Origin of the sequence: Drancourtella massiliensis (genome assembly GCF_016900655.1) — a bacterium.
GTDB lineage: Bacteria > Bacillota > Clostridia > Lachnospirales > Lachnospiraceae > Sellimonas > Sellimonas catena.
Genome location: NZ_JACJKH010000026.1, coordinates 1 through 17,703, shown reverse-complemented (window position 1 = coordinate 17,703; position 17,703 = coordinate 1). Strand labels below are relative to the sequence as shown.

22 protein-coding genes are annotated in these 17,703 nt (G+C 42.1%); 4 read left to right on the top strand and 18 right to left on the bottom strand.

Annotated features, from left to right (window positions below; all coding sequences use genetic code 11):
* Positions 1 to 73: 73 nt before the first annotated feature.
* Positions 74 to 676 (bottom strand): aminoglycoside 6-adenylyltransferase, encoded by a 603-nt coding sequence (locus H6A32_RS12870; protein ID WP_118636671.1) that lies wholly within the window; start codon positions 674 to 676, stop codon positions 74 to 76.
* 370 nt (positions 677 to 1,046) lie between these two features.
* Between H6A32_RS12870 and thiS the strand changes: the two genes are divergently transcribed.
* From thiS to H6A32_RS12850, 4 genes are all read left to right on the top strand, one after another.
* Positions 1,047 to 1,244: a sulfur carrier protein ThiS gene (gene thiS / locus H6A32_RS12865; protein ID WP_118636672.1), complete on the top strand. Its 198-nt coding sequence runs from the start codon at positions 1,047 to 1,049 to the stop codon at positions 1,242 to 1,244.
* A 1-nt stretch (position 1,245) separates the two neighbouring features.
* Positions 1,246 to 1,890, top strand: coding sequence for a sulfur carrier protein ThiS adenylyltransferase ThiF (gene thiF / locus H6A32_RS12860; RefSeq protein ID WP_087168954.1), 645 nt, complete (start codon positions 1,246 to 1,248; stop codon positions 1,888 to 1,890).
* A 41-nt stretch (positions 1,891 to 1,931) separates the two neighbouring features.
* Positions 1,932 to 2,711 (top strand): thiazole synthase, encoded by a 780-nt coding sequence (locus tag H6A32_RS12855; RefSeq protein ID WP_087252156.1) that lies wholly within the window; start codon positions 1,932 to 1,934, stop codon positions 2,709 to 2,711.
* Between the two features lie 104 nt (positions 2,712 to 2,815).
* Entirely contained in the window at positions 2,816 to 3,403 is a 588-nt protein-coding gene (locus tag H6A32_RS12850) for a thiamine phosphate synthase (RefSeq protein WP_191427593.1), read from the top strand.
* A 28-nt stretch (positions 3,404 to 3,431) separates the two neighbouring features.
* Here the strand turns inward: H6A32_RS12850 and H6A32_RS16490 are convergent, their stop codons facing one another.
* From H6A32_RS16490 to H6A32_RS12775, 17 genes are all read right to left on the bottom strand, one after another.
* Positions 3,432 to 4,169: a hypothetical protein gene (locus H6A32_RS16490; protein ID WP_243424928.1), complete on the bottom strand. Its 738-nt coding sequence runs from the start codon at positions 4,167 to 4,169 to the stop codon at positions 3,432 to 3,434.
* Positions 4,170 to 4,172: 3 nt separating this feature from the next.
* Complete coding sequence (locus H6A32_RS12840; protein ID WP_346342284.1) at positions 4,173 to 4,892, bottom strand: DUF2935 domain-containing protein; 720 nt, start codon at positions 4,890 to 4,892, stop codon at positions 4,173 to 4,175.
* Positions 4,893 to 4,916: 24 nt separating this feature from the next.
* Positions 4,917 to 5,075 (bottom strand): DUF2935 domain-containing protein, encoded by a 159-nt coding sequence (locus H6A32_RS16940; RefSeq protein ID WP_330680252.1) that lies wholly within the window; start codon positions 5,073 to 5,075, stop codon positions 4,917 to 4,919.
* Between the two features lie 148 nt (positions 5,076 to 5,223).
* Entirely contained in the window at positions 5,224 to 5,973 is a 750-nt protein-coding gene (locus H6A32_RS12835) for an 8-oxo-dGTP diphosphatase (RefSeq protein WP_118636674.1), read from the bottom strand.
* A 61-nt stretch (positions 5,974 to 6,034) separates the two neighbouring features.
* Positions 6,035 to 6,352 (bottom strand): hypothetical protein, encoded by a 318-nt coding sequence (locus H6A32_RS12830; protein WP_204864499.1) that lies wholly within the window; start codon positions 6,350 to 6,352, stop codon positions 6,035 to 6,037.
* An 84-nt stretch (positions 6,353 to 6,436) separates the two neighbouring features.
* A complete protein-coding gene (locus tag H6A32_RS12825) occupies positions 6,437 to 6,739 on the bottom strand; it encodes a type II toxin-antitoxin system RelE/ParE family toxin (RefSeq protein WP_087168950.1) in 303 nt (100 codons plus the stop codon).
* Position 6,740: 1 nt separating this feature from the next.
* Positions 6,741 to 6,989 carry a type II toxin-antitoxin system prevent-host-death family antitoxin gene (locus H6A32_RS12820; RefSeq protein ID WP_087168949.1) on the bottom strand — a complete coding sequence of 83 codons (249 nt, stop codon included), beginning with the start codon at positions 6,987 to 6,989 and terminating at the stop codon, positions 6,741 to 6,743.
* A 113-nt stretch (positions 6,990 to 7,102) separates the two neighbouring features.
* On the bottom strand, positions 7,103 to 7,522 hold the full coding sequence (locus H6A32_RS12815) for a hypothetical protein (protein WP_182466535.1): 420 nt from the start codon (positions 7,520 to 7,522) through the stop codon (positions 7,103 to 7,105).
* A 24-nt stretch (positions 7,523 to 7,546) separates the two neighbouring features.
* Complete coding sequence (locus tag H6A32_RS12810) at positions 7,547 to 8,314, bottom strand: toll/interleukin-1 receptor domain-containing protein (protein ID WP_191435137.1); 768 nt, start codon at positions 8,312 to 8,314, stop codon at positions 7,547 to 7,549.
* Positions 8,315 to 8,374: 60 nt separating this feature from the next.
* A complete protein-coding gene (locus H6A32_RS12805) occupies positions 8,375 to 9,487 on the bottom strand; it encodes a helix-turn-helix transcriptional regulator (RefSeq protein ID WP_204864498.1) in 1,113 nt (370 codons plus the stop codon).
* A gap of 231 nt (positions 9,488 to 9,718) precedes the next feature.
* Complete coding sequence (locus H6A32_RS12800) at positions 9,719 to 10,345, bottom strand: hypothetical protein (RefSeq protein WP_204864497.1); 627 nt, start codon at positions 10,343 to 10,345, stop codon at positions 9,719 to 9,721.
* A 49-nt stretch (positions 10,346 to 10,394) separates the two neighbouring features.
* The gene (locus tag H6A32_RS16730) at positions 10,395 to 10,517 is read right to left on the bottom strand and encodes a hypothetical protein (RefSeq protein ID WP_275532776.1); all 123 of its coding nucleotides are present in this window, start codon (positions 10,515 to 10,517) and stop codon (positions 10,395 to 10,397) included.
* A gap of 77 nt (positions 10,518 to 10,594) precedes the next feature.
* The gene (locus tag H6A32_RS16935; RefSeq protein ID WP_204864496.1) at positions 10,595 to 11,458 is read right to left on the bottom strand and encodes an AAA family ATPase; all 864 of its coding nucleotides are present in this window, start codon (positions 11,456 to 11,458) and stop codon (positions 10,595 to 10,597) included.
* A gap of 412 nt (positions 11,459 to 11,870) precedes the next feature.
* On the bottom strand, positions 11,871 to 12,260 hold the full coding sequence (locus tag H6A32_RS12790) for a (deoxy)nucleoside triphosphate pyrophosphohydrolase (RefSeq protein ID WP_204864495.1): 390 nt from the start codon (positions 12,258 to 12,260) through the stop codon (positions 11,871 to 11,873).
* Between the two features lie 16 nt (positions 12,261 to 12,276).
* Positions 12,277 to 15,222 (bottom strand): DUF3427 domain-containing protein, encoded by a 2,946-nt coding sequence (locus H6A32_RS12785; protein WP_204864494.1) that lies wholly within the window; start codon positions 15,220 to 15,222, stop codon positions 12,277 to 12,279.
* Between the two features lie 289 nt (positions 15,223 to 15,511).
* Positions 15,512 to 16,150 (bottom strand): hypothetical protein, encoded by a 639-nt coding sequence (locus tag H6A32_RS12780; protein ID WP_204864493.1) that lies wholly within the window; start codon positions 16,148 to 16,150, stop codon positions 15,512 to 15,514.
* Positions 16,151 to 16,300: 150 nt separating this feature from the next.
* Positions 16,301 to 17,473 carry a 4-hydroxybutyrate dehydrogenase gene (locus H6A32_RS12775; protein WP_243424927.1) on the bottom strand — a complete coding sequence of 391 codons (1,173 nt, stop codon included), beginning with the start codon at positions 17,471 to 17,473 and terminating at the stop codon, positions 16,301 to 16,303.
* Positions 17,474 to 17,703 lie beyond the last annotated feature (230 nt).

The window sequence follows — 17,703 nt, the reverse complement described above, 5'->3', positions numbered from 1 at the left end:
AGGATAACACAAAACCGCTATTTTTGCACTCTACCATCGGTTGAATGCCCTGATTTCCTGTATAAAACGATTTCTACATAATCCGTTCCGCATCCAACGGCAGATCTTTGACCCGGCGTAGAAATGCTGCACTGTTGTCCGCATTTTCCTGATCGTACTGGAATCCAAGCTCCCTGCTTACCTCCTTTGCCACGTTATTAAAGCACCACCAGAAATCCATACAGGTACACTGGAATTCTCTCTCAGTCGGTTTTTTCACCCAGTATCTTTCCTCAGAAGTATCCTCTTTGGCCGGCATGATGTGATCCTTGTCCACAAGCACCCGGTACATTTCCAGTCTTTCCAGCGCATAATCTCTTGTGCAGACATGCAGATCCAGACGATTTCCGTCTCCACATTGAATCTGCCATCCATAACAGTTTTCCACATCCGATGGATAATGCACATTATCTTCCGGGTAATTCATATACAAAATCTCTCCAAATCTGGTAATCCATTCCTTGTTTTCGCGGTATGGCCTGGTTGTTTCCACGATGTATACCACATCGTAATCCTGAAATAAATCTTTGGTAACATTTGGATCCACCCTGGATCCTTCTAAATAAGCTGCCCGGATATTCTCATCCTCCAGTGCAATTTCTTCAATCAATGAGAGCATTTCTTTTTCAGAACGCATATAAGTTTTCCCCTTTTTATGATTTATAAATTTAGTTTTTTCACATATGCCGGCTGCAGCCGGTAATACATTTCTTTCGACTGTTGATTTTATTATATCCGGCTGCTTTGATCCTGTAAATGAGGGTAAATAAAAAAATTCTCTGAATAATTGACAGAGAATTTTTTCATGGTATACTATTTAGTGTAATTATAAAAAGAATACGGATAACGATAGAGTGAACAGGAGTTCATGAAGGGGTGCACCACCACGGGTGTAATTCTTTGTGGACTCCTTTTTTATTGCAGAATGACATTTGATTCCTTCCGTGTCTTTATCCATACAGATTCTGCAGCGCACTCTATCCTGTTCATCCGGGAAGGAGGAAGCGATGGTCCGGATAAATGGAGAGGACAAACCGTTAGAAGAACCAACCACACTGCTGGTTTATCTGGAGCAGGAAGGCTACCAGACAAACCGGATCGCTGTTGAAAAAAACGGTGAGATCATTCCCAAAAGCTGTTACAAGGAAACTTTACTCCACAACGGGGATGTACTCGAGATTGTAAGTTTTGTAGGAGGGGGCTGATATGAGATTTACCGAAAGAGAGATACAGGAGGCACTTTGTGAACGCCACACAGCAGCTATACAGGAAAAGCTGAACCGTGGAAGAGTCGCCATAGCAGGTCTTGGCGGCCTGGGTTCCAATATTGCTTTTTCCCTTGCAAGAATCGGAACAGGACACCTTCATCTGATCGATTTTGACCGGGTAGATCTGACCAATCTGAACCGGCAGCAGTACCTGATGCGTCATGTAGGTATGTTCAAAACGGATGCTTTAAAAGAACAGCTGCTGGAGATCAATCCTTATCTGGATATCCGGACAGACTGCGTCCGGGTCTCTGATGAAAATGTCGCTTCACTTTTTAAAGAAGACACCATCCTGTGCGAAGCCTTTGATGTCCCGGAAAATAAGGCCATGCTTGTAAACGGTATTCTGGAAAATTACCGGGATCTGATCATAATCAGCGCTTCCGGAATGGCCGGATACGGAAACAGCAATACGATTCTTTCAAAGAAAATCACCAGCCGTTTCTACTTGTGCGGGGACGGGGTCAGCGATTCACGCAAAGGCCCGGGCCTGATGGCCCCCAGGGTGGCACTTTGCGCCGCTCACCAGGCGAATCTGGCTGCAGATCTGATCATAAACGGAACAGCCGGAGACCGTCTATGAGAAAACAGATTTCAAACACTATTTTATAAAGGAGAAAAACAATGATCGATTTAACAAAAGACACATTTTGTCTGGGAGGACATGAATTCCAGTCACGTTTCATACTTGGATCAGGGAAATATTCCCTTGAACTGATTAAGGCAGCTGTTGAGAACGCAGGGGCTCAGATTATCACACTTGCACTGCGCCGTACAAATCAGGACAGTTCGGCAAATATACTTGACTATATTCCGGAAGGTGTGACACTTCTTCCAAATACATCCGGATCAAAAACCGCAGAAGAAGCAGTCCGCATCGCCCGGCTGTCGCGGGAAATCTGCCATAGTGATTTTGTCAAACTTGAAGTGATTCCGGATTCCAAATACCTTCTTCCGGACAACTATGAGACGATCAAGGCAACCGAGATTCTTGCAAACGAAGGATTTATCGTTATGCCGTATATGTATCCGGATCTCAATGCCGCCAGAGATCTGGTCAATGCCGGCGCCGCATGTGTTATGCCTCTCGGTGCCCCGATTGGATCCAATAAAGGAATCTGCACAAAAGAATTTATCCAGATTCTCATCGATGAAATCGATCTGCCTATCATCGTCGATGCCGGTATCGGCCGACCTTCCCATGCATGTGAAGCCATGGAAATGGGTGCCGCCGCAGTCATGTCCAATACCGCTATCGCTACAGCAGGAGACATTCCCGCAATGGCAGGCGCTTTCCGCAAAGCAATCGAAGCAGGACGTACTGCATACCTTTCCGGCATGGGACGGGTAATCGAAAAAGGGTCCAGCGCCTCCTCTCCGGTTACAGGAGTGAGTCAAAAATAGAGCCTTTGAATGCGGCATGACCGCTGCCCGGTCAAATGTGGTTTCAGCTTTGTTTTACGCTGAAAAACAAGATATCAGATACAAAAGGAACAGGAAATAAAATCATGTACAACGAAATTGATTTTTCAAAAGTGATTGCCGTCTCTAACCGTCATCTGACACGGCTTCCATATCTGGATCAGTTAGAACGAATCTGCAGTTTTCAGCCTCGTGCTTTTCTTCTCAGAGAAAAAGATCTTCCGGTCAAAGACTACCTGAATCTTGCCCTGGCTGTAAAAAAAATCTGTGACCGGCATCAGGTCACGATGATCCCTCACTTCTATCCTGAAGCTGCAGACGCTGCAGACACGGATATCCTTCATTTACCGCTCTGGAAACTGAAGGAGCTGAAAGAAAAAGGCGCCGGCCGTCTTACGGGGATGCGGATCGGCGTTTCGATCCATTCTACAGAAGAGGCAGAAGAAGCTGCAGCTCTTGGAGCATCCTATGCAACGGCAGGACATATTTTTGCTACCGACTGCAAAAAAGGACTTCCACCGCGAGGTCTCGATTTTCTGAAACAGATCTGTGACCGCTCGCCGATCCCGATATACGCCATCGGCGGGATCCGTCTGGATCCGGAACAAATACAAACTGTGTTGAAGCACGGAGCATCAGGAGTATGTATCATGTCTCAGATGATGGGCATGTAAAAAAATAGTTAACAAAGATAGGGGCATGTTATCTGCCCCTATGCTTTTCTTTCTTTTTCTGCTTTTTTATTGACTGTATCATAAGAGATGTTTTATTCCCACCGAAATGAAATGGCAGCTTTCCGCCTACTTCTTTGCATTTGCACCGAAGCGACCGTTTCATTACCCTGAAGATTCCCCACATGCCGGATTCCACATCCCATCCAAAACTTCCTGACCGGTACAGATAGTCGCCCGGACAGGAAGCTCCGTCTTTCAGTTCCATATCAAACCGGTTCCCGATGCTGATTCCTCCCTGAATCGGAATCTCTCTGGATAAGGCATCGTCAGGCTGTTCCCTCCACAAATGTCCGTGAATGGCAAGTGATACATTTCGCGGCTTATCCGCCGGCATCATCGTCCGGAAAATGACCCTGTCCCCGGAATATGCTTTCCATATGGGTGTTGCGGGATCACCGTGAATTTTGCTGCTGAATACTTTCCAGATCCGTCCATCCCGCTTCAGCCGGTTGCGAAAACAGATCTGGACGGTATCTCCACGATTCACCCGAAGTACCAACGGCTGCACTTCTTCGTAAGGCTGAGGCGGCGTCTGATGAAATCTCTGAAACGCCTCATTTTGTATTCTCTGCGAATCCTGTTCCAGCACATATAAAAGTCCATTCGGATCATAGTCACCGTAGGGATTGTATACAATTGGAATCTGGATTGCTTCCACCGTAAATCGGCGGACCTGGTTATGACAAGGGTACTGACACAACTGCATGGATTACTCTCCCTTCTGCTTCAAAAGCCGGAGATAGTGGTTTGCCTCCCGGAGCACATGGTCTGCCAACAGCGGAAGAATGATGGAGCGAATCTCGCATCCGGTAATTCCCTTTGTACCCGCCGCCTTAAAATCGCGGTACTTCTTTGTCGTTTCCAGTGTTTTCCTCGTCAGTCCGTTCATGGCTCTGCAATCCTTCTGCCTTGCCTCCTCCAGAAGTCTCTGATAATCACCGGCAAAGGAATCTGCCGTTTCGATCAGTTCGCCCTCCGTCGGATCAAGCAATCCGCGGATAAACAGCGCATGTTCCATCATAATCTGATTCCAGAACCGCTCTGTCTCAGCCATCTGTTCCACCGATTTGCAGGTTCCATCCTCCAGGGAAGCAATCATCTTCTGATATAATTCCGCCTCCCGGATGATATGCTCGATCAGCAACGGATAGTTGGCCGTGAACAATCTGCAGCAGGTCACTTCCTGCAATATCTGCTTTTTAAACTCAATCAGCCCGCCAAGCAGGTGCAGAACATGATGATTCAGCTGACGGATCCGCCTGGCCATTCTTTCGTCCTTGCATGCTTCTCTTCCCGCCTGCAGATTTTCTTCCGCCTGTGTGATCCGGACATCGATCGGAATCTTCGTAAGTCTTCCTGTCTGCTGCTCCGCCATAACCGTGTATTCCGTAAACACTTCTCCTGAACAAAGCACATCCTTTCCTACCATGCCGTCCGAAAACCGTACGGTCTGCTACAGTACCTTTTCAAATTCGTCCCGGTACCAGCTTGCTTTGCTTCTGTATCCCGTTTCCCCGGCCGGGAATCCCGCCTGAAGAAACAACGAATGTTCCTTCATGATTCTTCCGAAAAATAAATGCGTTTCCAGTGATGCTCTTACATAGTTTTCCATATTCATGCACATCCTGATATTTCCTATTCTTTATAATATATGATGGGATTGGGAATTGGATATTATAGAGAAATGGCGGTATGACCCTTAATACCGGGCCATACCGCCTGACTACTGTTTATATTCTTGACTGCGTTGCAGACTTCTTCTAACACAACGTTCCCTGATACACTCCCTTTTCCAGACGCATATAACATTCCTGCAGGTTCGGATTCATCATGATCTCCATTACTTCTTTCATCCCTTTGGCAAGATCTTTCTTCATAAACTCTTCCATGGAAATCCAATATACCGGACCCTCGTCAGAACTCTGCAGTTCCCCGGAAAAATCTTTCGTCTGATACAGAAAAATCATATTGTGCGTGTGCGCTTTATTCCAGTGATAGATGCCGCAAAGCTCGGGATTTTGGATCACAAGTCCTGTTTCCTCCCGGACTTCCCGGATCACTGCTTCGCGAAAAGTTTCTCCCGGCTCTACATGCCCGCCCGGAAACGTCGTCCCGGTATAGCTGTCATTCATCTTGTCAAGAGCCAGAACATTTCCCTGCTCATCCTGAATCATGCACAGATTCATAAAGCAGGCTTTCTCTTTGTACTTTTCTTCACCAACATTCAGTTCCCTCCGCACCCGGCTGTTCAGATCCGAACGCTTCTTTTTGTAATGATGCCACACCTCTTCATAAGGGATCCAGATTTCCGCCTGCTCAATCCTGTCGTAAACCTTCTCTACGACATCATCCAGATGCGCGTCATTCGGAAACACGTAGTTCTTTTCATAATACGCCTTTGTTTCCTGATACATCCATTCCGCAATCCGGTTCTTTTGCTTCAGCTTCAGATGGGAATATTTCTTATTGGTTTGAAGGAGATGGCCGTCGACAACTTTATGATTTTTCATAAGTACCTCCACACCAAAATCTTATCACTTCTTTCTGTGCCTCGATCTATTCTTCCATAATCTATCTGTTCAGGATCAACTTTACTTCCTGCTGTAAGTCTTCACTGAAATCTGCCAGATCATCGAAAGAAATCACTCCAAATCTGACAAGACTGATAATATCATATATGGCTTTGGATTTTTCCATATTCAGAATTACTCCCGGGTGACGTCTGTCGGTCTTAATCTTCTTCTCAAGCTCCCAAAATTTATCGGACGCATTTTTATCCTCTGCGCTTAGCAATCTAATATATTCCTTGATCAGACGGGCCATATAATTCTTCTGCCAGCCAGGTAATTTTTCTCGAAAAAGTTTCCAGTCTCTTTTGGACATTTCCATTTCTACTCCTTCCTTTAGTACAATGATTGAAGCTCAATAATCTCACTCACTGATGTCATACTCATCTCGCACAACTCTATTAGTTTATGAATCAAAGATACTTGTAATGTCCTGATATCGGTTAATTACACGATAAATCTCTACATATTCGCTACTTACTTTATAGATAATCACATAATCTTCCCATATCGCATATTTATAATCTGTCCGAAAGCTGACTCGTTTAGAAAGATTTGTACCTATTCCCGGAAACATCTGGAGATTCTCAAATTTACCATAAATCTCGTTTATAGTCTTTGCAGCATACTCTTCATTATCTTCTGCAATATAATCCCGGATATCTTTCAAATCCTTTGCAACAATCGGATTAATCCGCAACTTTAACATCTTACTCCCCCATATGTGCTTTTAGTTCATCCAGATCAAGCCATCCTTCTCCATCTTTCACTGCTTCTTCCGCTTCCTGCAACTTCATCCAGAGCTTCTTCTCTGCATGATCACGCTCAAAATCTTCAATATCCATGACCACATAGCGCCCCCTGCCATTCTTAGTAAGATATACAGGCTCTCCTTTACGACAATTCTTCAGAACTTCATTATAATTTCTCAAATCAGATACCGGCAAAATGTTTGGCATATCGTTCAGCTCCTTCCTTCGATTTCTATTGTTTCTGTTATCTTTATTATACGAAAAAAGCCGTAAAATTCAACGTAAAATTTTACAGCTTTTTCTTCTGTTTGTTCCCGTAATCAGTGATTCTCCAGCTGAATCCGCATATCACAGGAGTCACAACCAATCACCGTGTGTGAACTTTTCTGTTCCAGCAGAGTCACATTGCCGCCACAGAAAGGACAGATCCAATTTACTTTCTTTCCCGCTTTCAGGGCTTCCATTTTTGAGACAAATTCCTCTGTATTCACATTCGCTTTCTTGCATCTTTCAGTCCAGTCACCTCGAATCCGCTTCTGCAGTTTTCCATTTTCATCAAAGATCACCTGATCTCCCTCATTGATTTCACGATCATACAAAAGCTGATCCGGCATCTTGACTCTCTTTTCTTCTCCCGCTTCATCCAGCAATGTCACGACCGCCATAACAGGCTCATCATCCATCCGCTCTTCACAGCCAAACTCTATATCTTCCTCTATTTTCTGTACTTTGAATATCATTGAGGTTCCCTCCAATACTGTCTGCTAATCCAGTTTCGTCAAATCATCCGGATAAATATTTCTGGCACGTCCTAAATCAGGAAAAACATTGATTTTTGATTTTGATGTTTTAAATCTGACCCGATCCCCTGCCTCCAAAGACGGAAATTGGTCTATCCTGTAAAAAAGCCAGTCGCTTTTTGCATTCTCTCCGTCCGGCGGATCCGCAATATGTCCTTTGATTCCATAGCATCGAAACTGTTTCTGGGCTACTTTTCTCACGCAAGAAATCTCTGTTTCGTAATAACCTTCTTCGTCTTTCTCTATCTGATAGCCGCCCTCCACTATCTTTTTCGCCTGTTTGACATAATCTTTCGCCTGCTTATGAAAGTCCGCTGTCTGATATTCCACCAGCACACCACACCGATGCAACTCATCATAAATCACACTTAAATCGTCTATGCTGATCAATTTGCGCATCTGCATTCCCATAAGCGGAGTTTTATTTAATCGGTCATATGGCACTGTTACCAGAGGAAAGTAATGCTTGCTCATTGCCCATGCTGCACCCATTTCCACAAGACAGAATGCACTTTCTAAATATTCTTCTGTAATAATAGAAATAACTGTTTCACATTCCTGCAGATTTTTCCGGATTTTTTCAATAAAACTGTATCCGGTTTCCAGCATATCCGGGTAAGCTGTGCAGAAAATATCACTCTTATTCATCCCCATTCCAAGTTGAAGGAACTTTGTAAAAGCTTCGACAAGTCTTTGATTTCTGGAACTGTAACTAATAAATATCTTTTTCATCTCGCGTAACTTCCTCCGATTATTTATTATTTGCTATGGGTCTTACTGTTTTTTGGTCTACTATGACATTTCTATCGATTGCTCCAATGCCTCCTCCATTTTTACAAGAGGGACTTCGATCATAGAAATGTTTTCAATATTAAAAAAGCACTCTGCTCCATTTAAGTCCTCACCATAGAAAAATTTTTCATCGACCACATCTCCTCCAAAGGCATAAATATGAAAAATATTAGTGCTTATATTTTCATTTTCACCTAAACAGATATCTCTTTGCTTTACCTTTCCGTTCGGGCAATAGATCTGAAGTTCATCACGATAATAAATTTCATCGTCTCCCCATTTCTTCCGAAAGTTTTCCAGGCAGATCTGCAGTTTTTCGGATATGATATCTTTGGGCGGCTCCTCTCCCATTTCTTGATACATTAAATAATCATCCAGTGCTTCATAAAATACAAGAGGGGTTCCCCCACAATCCACTTGCGGATCCCAGTTTGCAAATGAAGGTTGATCACTTGCATCGTCCAGTAAAACAATTTCTGCGATTTTATCCATATTTAACAGCAGCACTTTGTTATTCATGCATGGAATGACCTGATACTTTTCTTCCATTTCTTTCCAGATGAGTTCTCTTGTGTCAGCTGTGATTGGATACCAGAGGAATCTATCTGATTCCAACGGTCGGATTCCAACATGGCCCCAGAATGTATTTTGTAATGGGAAATAATTTTTTCCCAGAATATTTCTGACACTGGTATCCAGAACAACCGCAATATCGCGAAGCTCCGCCAGTGTTGCCTCTTCTCCTGCCTCAATCTCTCTAATCCGCTCTATCGGCACCCCAATATATTCTGCCAGCTCCTTTTCCTTCATTCTCATCTGGTTTCTCAAAGTCCTCACCTGATTATGAACTCTTTGAGTTTGAATCCTTTGAGTTTGGATCCTTCCTATCAGCATGTCCGGAGTCATGTTCAAAGTTTCGAGGACTTTCGTCATATGCTTTTCATAATTCGTCCGGCTCGTGATACTACCTGATAATAGTTTATCCAGGGTCGGACGAGAGATCTTTGCTGTACTGCAGAATTTTACTTTTGTGTATCCTCTTTCCTCAAGTACGGCCTCCAGCCTGGCGCCAACCGTGCTTTGTTTGTCAAACAGATCTCCGATATCATACATGTCTTCTTCCTCCTTGTATGATTCTAGTATTCTCTTTTTCATTGTTTATGTCAATATTTTTTTTACGTTTTTACATTTCTGATTTTATTATTCAAGCGTGCGCTACTGCACTTTCAATATCAAAGAGACAAAAAAACATACGATAAACCATTAGTACCATGCTAGTGATTTACCGTATGCTTTAGCCAATCGCTTTTACCCAAACATCTCGAATATCCAAACTGTTTCATTTTAATCAACACTATCGTCAAAAAGTTTTTCTAAGTCGTCTTTTTCAATATACCCTACAAATTTTTCTATATTTTCGTCATATATATAAACTTTAAAACGGTCCGGTTCATCCGGATCTATTATCAAATGCATATTTGTTTGATCCGAAATCAATGAATCAAGTTCCTGTTGCATCTTTCTTATACTGATTTCCGTTTCACTTTGTTGAATTCCTTCCCATATACAATTGGTGAGCAATCCTAAAAGTATGGAAGTCAGAATAGAAACTATTATAGGAAATACTAAAGGATGTTTTTGTTTTATTTGTTCTACTTCCTCATTCATTTTCCTTTCCCATTTTCGTTCATCCATTATAATATTTCTTATTTTATTCAAACATCGGATAAGTACAGATGGTTCGGGAACCACCTCGTCTGTTTTTTCTATTTCTTTTTTCTTAGCATTTAATTCATACAAAGCTTCCAGACATATCCGGTATCTTTCAAGTCTATTAAAACAAGCTTCTTTGTCCGGTTTCAGTGTTCTCCCTATTTCAAGAATAATTCCTTCCGAAATAGAATCTACTTGATCTATACATTCCTTTGAATATCCATATTTCTTTAACTCTTCTTCAAATTCCCACTTCATTTTCTGTCCTCATTAGTCTGCAAGATTTTAAATTAATTATGATCTAAATTCATAACTTCTTGTTCCTTCTCTCACAAGCAAGCCTTCTTTCTGCAACTCTTTTATAACTTTCTGAACCTTCTTTCGGCTCTTTTTTTGGCTCCTTTTCGTTTCTTCTTTCAAAACCTTTCATTTACAAACAATTCTGGCATATAGGAAATTTCTGTTATTATCTTTCTATCCTCTTTCCATTTTTAATATTGCCAATCTTTACATCACAATCTCACTATCAAAATACTGCTCTTGAAAATAAATTTGCTGCCTGATTTCCTCTTTTGTAAAAGCCATATTTTCAGGTACAACAACCCATTTTTCTTCCGCATCATCCTTTCTATGAACAACTGCGATAATCTTACCTGTAAATTTGTCGATAGCTCCATCCACACCTAATATATAAGCATCTTGTTCTTCTCCATCCGGCGACATGATACCTTCTACATAGCCGTAATTTATCGGATAATACATATCCTTATGTTCCGGGTGATAGCTTCCCAATGGTCTGTCAATCGTCACAGTCACTGTTCTTCCAATAACAGAATGAATTTCTGCTTGTACCGCTTTAAAGTTTTCTTCCAAGTCCGCTCCTCCATCCAAAACAATCTGTTTACAGAGTAATAATTTCTCCCATTCATCGTGTTTGGCCTTACTTCTCATATCTACACTTCCGGTATCATACTCTTGTGCCCATTGAATAAATTCCATATGATGTGTATACATATCACCGCCTGGCATTATACGCTTTCCAAACCTTTGCTTTTCTCGATTCTTTAATCTTTCAATCCTTGTTTCTGTATCCGTAACAAGCCGCACAACTAATGTAAACATTGGAATTAATTCATCTCCCCAGTCCACTAACGAACCGGAAATGACTACATTTTCATTTTCTGTAATATCTTTTTTCATCAATGCAAGCCGCTCTTCTCGGCTTCTTTTGGTGCTATATTGTGGATTGGTAGGTACCCAGAAGTAATCATCTGTATCCATAAATTTATATCCCAATTCTTCACTGATTTTTCTGCCTAGTGTACTTGTTCCAGATCCTGAAGCTCCATAAATATGTATTACATTTCTCATATTCCAGACACCACCTTATCTAAACCTGCTTTGAAATAAAATGTACTATTTATTTTCCTGGTTTAAGTATATATGGCACCAGCGCTAATGGATATACCTTTACGCACTTTTCTACAAATTTTTAATGCGTTTTAATGCGTGTGAAACGCATTAAAACGCATTAGAAACTCATTGAAAACTCATTAAATTACCTAGAGAAGCCTTTCACTTGCTACATATTTAGCATATCTACCCTTTCCACAAAGCACAATCATACCTTCAATCCGGACGCCTTTACCCAGGATTTGAATTCTGTATTAATGGATTCCCCTTTTTGAAGAATTTTTCAAAATCTGATTTAGTCACTGAATTACCACTCCCTCCCTACTGTTCGAAAACGGTACAGCCTGCAACAGATTTCTGCCTTTCCGTTTTATTTCAAAAGCCGTTCGATTTTTCCAATCAGTTCAACGTCTGCCGGAAGCCACTCCACACTGTAAAGCGTATCCTTCGACAGCCATTTTGCGGCTTCATGCTCTTTCAAAACCAAGTCTCCGCTTTTGATGGTACAGAGAAAACAGTCCATTGACAAATGAAAATCCGGATAATCGTACTCGACTGTATCAATCCATTCCCCGACTTCAATCTCCGTTTCCAGTTCTTCCCGGATTTCTCGTTTCAACGCTTCCTGCGGCGTTTCGCCCAGCTCGATCTTTCCTCCCGGGAACTCCCATCCATCTTTAAATTCACCGTATCCTCTCTGAGTTGCAAATATCTTTTCACCATCTTTGATGATGGCAGCTACTACTTTTATTGTTTTCATTGTCATCCTGCTTTCTTTATAGTTCACCTGAATTTACGATATAGTCATAAATATCACTGCGTACCGGCACATCAAGACGATACAAAATTTCAAAGGCATCGTCATTGGTAGAATCCATATGAATTGCTTTTGGCTGGCCCTCCGCAAATATTTCACCCAAAAAGTAAAATTCCTTTGCTTCGTTGTCATCTTTATTCTTTCTTACGAACAGAAAAATCCGATTGTCCTTCTCGCATTCTCCCACCTTGTAAATATGTACCGCGTCCATGGATGTCACCTTTCTTGGATGCTTTGACAAGGCAATTAACGTATTTTCGGAGACAAAACGGTCCTCGTATGCAATCGCATCTTCCGCTTTTTCGTAATTAATGAATACCGGCAATGTCTTTGTGGAAGCATCATAATAATATCCACCAATATTCTGGGCATTCAAATTTCGCTCCCAATTTAAAAGTCTGCACACATCTTCGTACGTATATTTCTGATATAACTGGAAATTTGTATCTTTATACGGCTGCGCATAATTCTCCTCATATCGGTCAATTCCAAAATCAATCAGTTCCTGGATCATTTCCCGAAATACTGGATTTTGCAGATCCTGATTGAAAGAATCCGAAAGCCGATAATCACCATTTTCCAGTTTTTCAATCAAAACACAATCTGAATATTTTTCACGCTCTGCTTCTTTTGGAAACTGATTGGTCAAATTGCGGACTACCGATCGTTCCACCTCGTCCGATAATGGAAGCTGATATTCTTTTCTAAGTACGCGATCATAATATTTAAGAATCCGGTTCTGCTCTCGGATCAGATTTTTCAAAAGGATCAGCTCATGGACCCGCTTGTACAAAACTATTTTTCTCGAAAAATATTCCACGACCTTCTGCTCTTTTTCTGTCAGTTCCACCTGATAGTCTTTTTCATATTTCTTCAAAAATTGATAGTAAGATCCAAACTTATCGAATATCTTGGTAATGTCAATGGAACCGTATTCTTTAAACTCCCGAATTGTCGGAATTCGCCCCAGTTTATATTTCAGCGCCTGATAGGATTCCTTTAAAAGCTTCACGTCATTCGTCCGGGCGGCATCAATCGAGGCATAAATCCGCTTTCTGGAAATCGCATCAAAATGAATGGTAGAACTTCCCGGGATGACACGTGTTCCTTCCTGTACATAACGCCGCATTACGTCTTTATTGTAGCTTCGGTCACCGGACAGCGCAATCGGAATCATAAAATTATTCATATAATTTCCGATAAAGTCCAGGATCACCACATACTCTTTTCCTTCGCTTTTTCTCAGTCCCCTGCCTAATTGCTGAATAAAGACAACCGGCGACTCCGTTGGTCTCAGCATGATAACCTGGTTAATTTCCGGCACATCCACCCCTTCATTAAAAATATCGACAGTAAAAATATAATCAATCTGCTGCGACTCATCCACATCATCTGTCAGTCCGTGGATCACCTGCTCTCGCCTGTCCTGACTGTCTTCACCCGTCAAAACCTCCGTCCGATATCCCCGCCGATTGAATTTTCGGGACAATTCCTTCGCCTCATCCTTTCGGCTACAAAATACAAGTCCTCTGACACGGTCGCCGCTATATCCATAGTACTCTGCTTTTTCGATGACATAATTCACCCGATCGTCCGATACCAGTTTTGCAAAATTACGGATTCCCGTGTTGTCGTCAAATACTTCTCCATCCACTTCCAGATCCGTAATTCCAAAGTAGTGGAATGGACATAACAAGTCTTCTTCCAAAGCCTGCTGCAAACGAATTTCATATGCAATATTGTGATCAAAAATCGAGTACACATCGTACTGATTTGTATCCGGGCTGGCCGTCATTCCAAGCCAGAACTTTGGCTCAAAATATCGCAAAATCCGTTGATAGCTTTCTGCCCCGGCATGGTGACACTCGTCCAGAATAATGACATCAAATTCCTGCGGTTCAAATTTGGTATAAATCTCCTCTTTTGACATCATCTGCATGGTAGCAAACAGAAACTCTGCATCCAGTTCCTTTCGCGAACCTGATAAGAGCCCGTATGTTCTGGAATTTCCAAACACTTTCCTGTAGCTTTTGATCGTCTGCTTTGCGATCTGTTCCCTGTGTACCAAAAATAATACTCTTCGCGGATTCATTTCCCTCAGAGCAAACGCAGAGGCATAAGTCTTTCCGGTTCCCGTTGCACTCAAAAGCAAGGCTCTCTTGATTCCTCTATGCCACATTTCCATGACATGTTCTACGAACACAGCCTGCATCTTGTTGGGCTGTAATGTATATTGATCCAGCTCCACAATCTGCTCTTTTAACGCCTGCTGTTTTTGTTCTCTGATAAGTTTATTCTTCATATATTTCTCTGTATAATCCGAAATAAACTCATCATAAGACTGCGACTGCGGGTCATTCCACAAATCCTGGAATTCCTCAAGTACTTCTCGTGTATATTCCCCATTGATTGTCGAAACAATCTTGGTATTCCACTCCTTGCTTCTCGTAATCGCGCTCAACGTCATATTGGAACTACCGATAATCATCCGGTAAATCTCTTCTTTTTTGAAGATGTATCCCTTGGTGTGGAATCCCTTGCTCTGGGATTTAATACGAAACATCTTCAATTCTATATTTTTCAGTTCCGCCAACTTTTTCAAGGCTTCCGGTTCACTAAACATCAGATAGTCCGTCGTGAGAAATTTCCCGGGAATTCCCTTTTTCTCCAGCTCTTCCAGCGTTTGAAGCAATGGTGTGATCCCACTCTTTGTAACAAAGGCAACACTGATCTGAAATTCATCACATTCTGACAGTTCTCGCTCAATAGAAACCAGCACCTTTTTCCCAAGCTTCGGATTATTGGAAACAAATTCCGGGCGATATGCAAGATTGGAATGATTGCCCGCATCCAGGAAAGCGGTCGTATAGCCTTGTAAAAGTAACTCTGTCTGGTTGATTTTCATTTGTGACCTCGTAAATTCTGTTTTGATCTTTGTGATATAATTTTAGTATAACACACGGCGAATTCAATTGGAAATTCTCATGACAAATTGATCGCTGAATTGTATACTGTAGGTAACTGGAGCTTTATTCAGATATGATTTGATAGATTGATCTGTGATGCTTAATTTTACCAAACAGCTATAGGCAAGTCTATTTTTATGGAAAAGCTGAAAGCGTTGCGTGGTAAAAACAGCAGATAACCGTTACGATTACCTGCCATTTTTCTCTCCATGCGACTTCCCGCATATTTTATATATTCCACAAACTTCCATCCGGCATCAGATAGAGATTTCCCTTTTCTACGCAAAGTTCTTCCCCGGTCTCCATATCTATCGTCACTACATATTCATGATAAACCGGATCTTCCACCCACCGCGAAAGAAACAGCACATTGCCGTCCCTGCAGATCATGCTTTCGTTGTCCCCGATCGGAAACTTCTTTTTTACCGGCCAGATTGCCTCATATTCGTTATGCGTCTGCCTTCCCAATATCCACGGAGTCATCTCCAGTTTCAGATTATAACAGTCCTCCACTTCATCCAGATCCATGGAATGCAGGATCTCCGGCTTTGCCCCGGGAATATAAGTGTAGATTAGAATTTTCCTCAAAGAAAAATCTACCGCCAGAATTCCAAAACGATCTTTGTCCCAAACCGGATTTTCATAATAGACATGTTTCTTTTTGGGGAAGGGATGGTACACTGCCCCGTCAGGATAATGAAAAAAATAAGGGCAATTACCCGGAAATTCTTTCCCTTCTTTCTCCATCATTTCCGCATCAAACAGATCGCATACATCTTCCTCAAAGGCAACTCCCAGATACCATTCCTCCGAACCTTCCACACGTTCCACATACATCTCGGGAGTCATGAATTTTTTTATTTTCATAGAATACCTCTCCTTTCTCATGCCATTATCCTCAAATTTACTTCATACTAGCATGGCACGATTCGGCCCTCAAGGAAGAGATCTGTAATTATTTCTTAATGTTTTTAAAAGCTCCATATCCTATACTTTTTCTATTTGTTTCTTACCATCCTAATAAAGTTTTCGATAAATCTTCTCCAGATCGTCAGCCCCGAATTTCACATAGCTCTGTCCCAGTAAACGCTGCTGTGATTTCTCCACACTCTCGGCAAAACTTCGGATTTCTTCTTCTTTCATGCCGTATTCGTGAAGCGGTGTCCTCCGGACCAGGCCATCCAGCAATTTTTCAATCTCCTTGTAAACCATATCAGGTTCACACGAAAAAATTTCCGCCAGAAATGTATTCAGCTCCAAGATTCCTCCATCTGGATCTGTTTCCTGATATGCCTGGAATACCGCTGTCAGGAACTGATAATTGGCCTCTCCGTGTGTCACATGGTAAGTTCCGCTAAGCGGATAGGACATAGCATGCACTGTTCCTGTTCCGGCAATGGCAAAGGAAATGCCTGCAAGATCACTGGCTATCAGAAAGTCTTCAAACAATTCCTCTCTGCTGTCTGGTCCTTTCTCTTCCAACATACGGAAGCCCTTGAGAAAAATCTGCATAGCCTCTTTTGCAAACATCCGTGTATACAATGTACTTTTCGGCGATACATAGGACTCGATAGCATGGATCAGGGCATCAATCGCACTCGTTACAAAAAAGTGCCATGGCAGTTTCCCGAGAAGTTCCGGAATAAGCACCGCCTGATCCGGATACATCTCCTCACCGGCCAGTCCCAGCTTTGTCTGAAGAGCTGTCATCTCCGCAATAGATACATTTGACACCTCCGCACCAGCCCCACAGGTCGTCGGCACAGCAACCAAGGTCCGTATCTTTCTGACCGGCACCTTCCTTTGATAATATTCCGCAGCTTTTGCCTCTCCATCCAGCACCAGGATCTTTGCCATATCAATCACTGCTCCGCCGCCGATCGCAATAACCCTTTTACAATCCGTTCTTCTGAAATCTTTTAACAGAGCATCCACCATCAGATCTGTAGGTTCGCCCTGTCCGTATTCGCTTTTAAAATGTACAACAGCACCGCTTGATCGAAGTTCTTGAAAATAAGTCTCAAATACTGACTGACTCGTAAAAACAAAGTCTCCTTCTCCAATCTGAAACTCCTTTATAAATTCACTCGCTTTTTGATATTTGTATACTTCCGTAATTTCCTGAAATAATTTCATCCTCTGCTCTCCTTCCAAATAGTCCAGTCCGGCAATCCCTGATTCCCGTTTCATCTGGTCATCTTTTAATCTATTTTTGATATATTCTCATTTTATCACAAAACACGGTCAGCTACACAGACAGCTTCTTTAACATACTCTCCGTCCTTTTCTCTATCAGAAAAATACAATTATTAACTAAAACTTCCCACACCAATACGGTGTGTTGAACCTTGAAAATTCAATATTTCAGCCAATAAAAAAGGCATAAACCTGTCCCGTTTGGTATAATGGAATTGACGAAA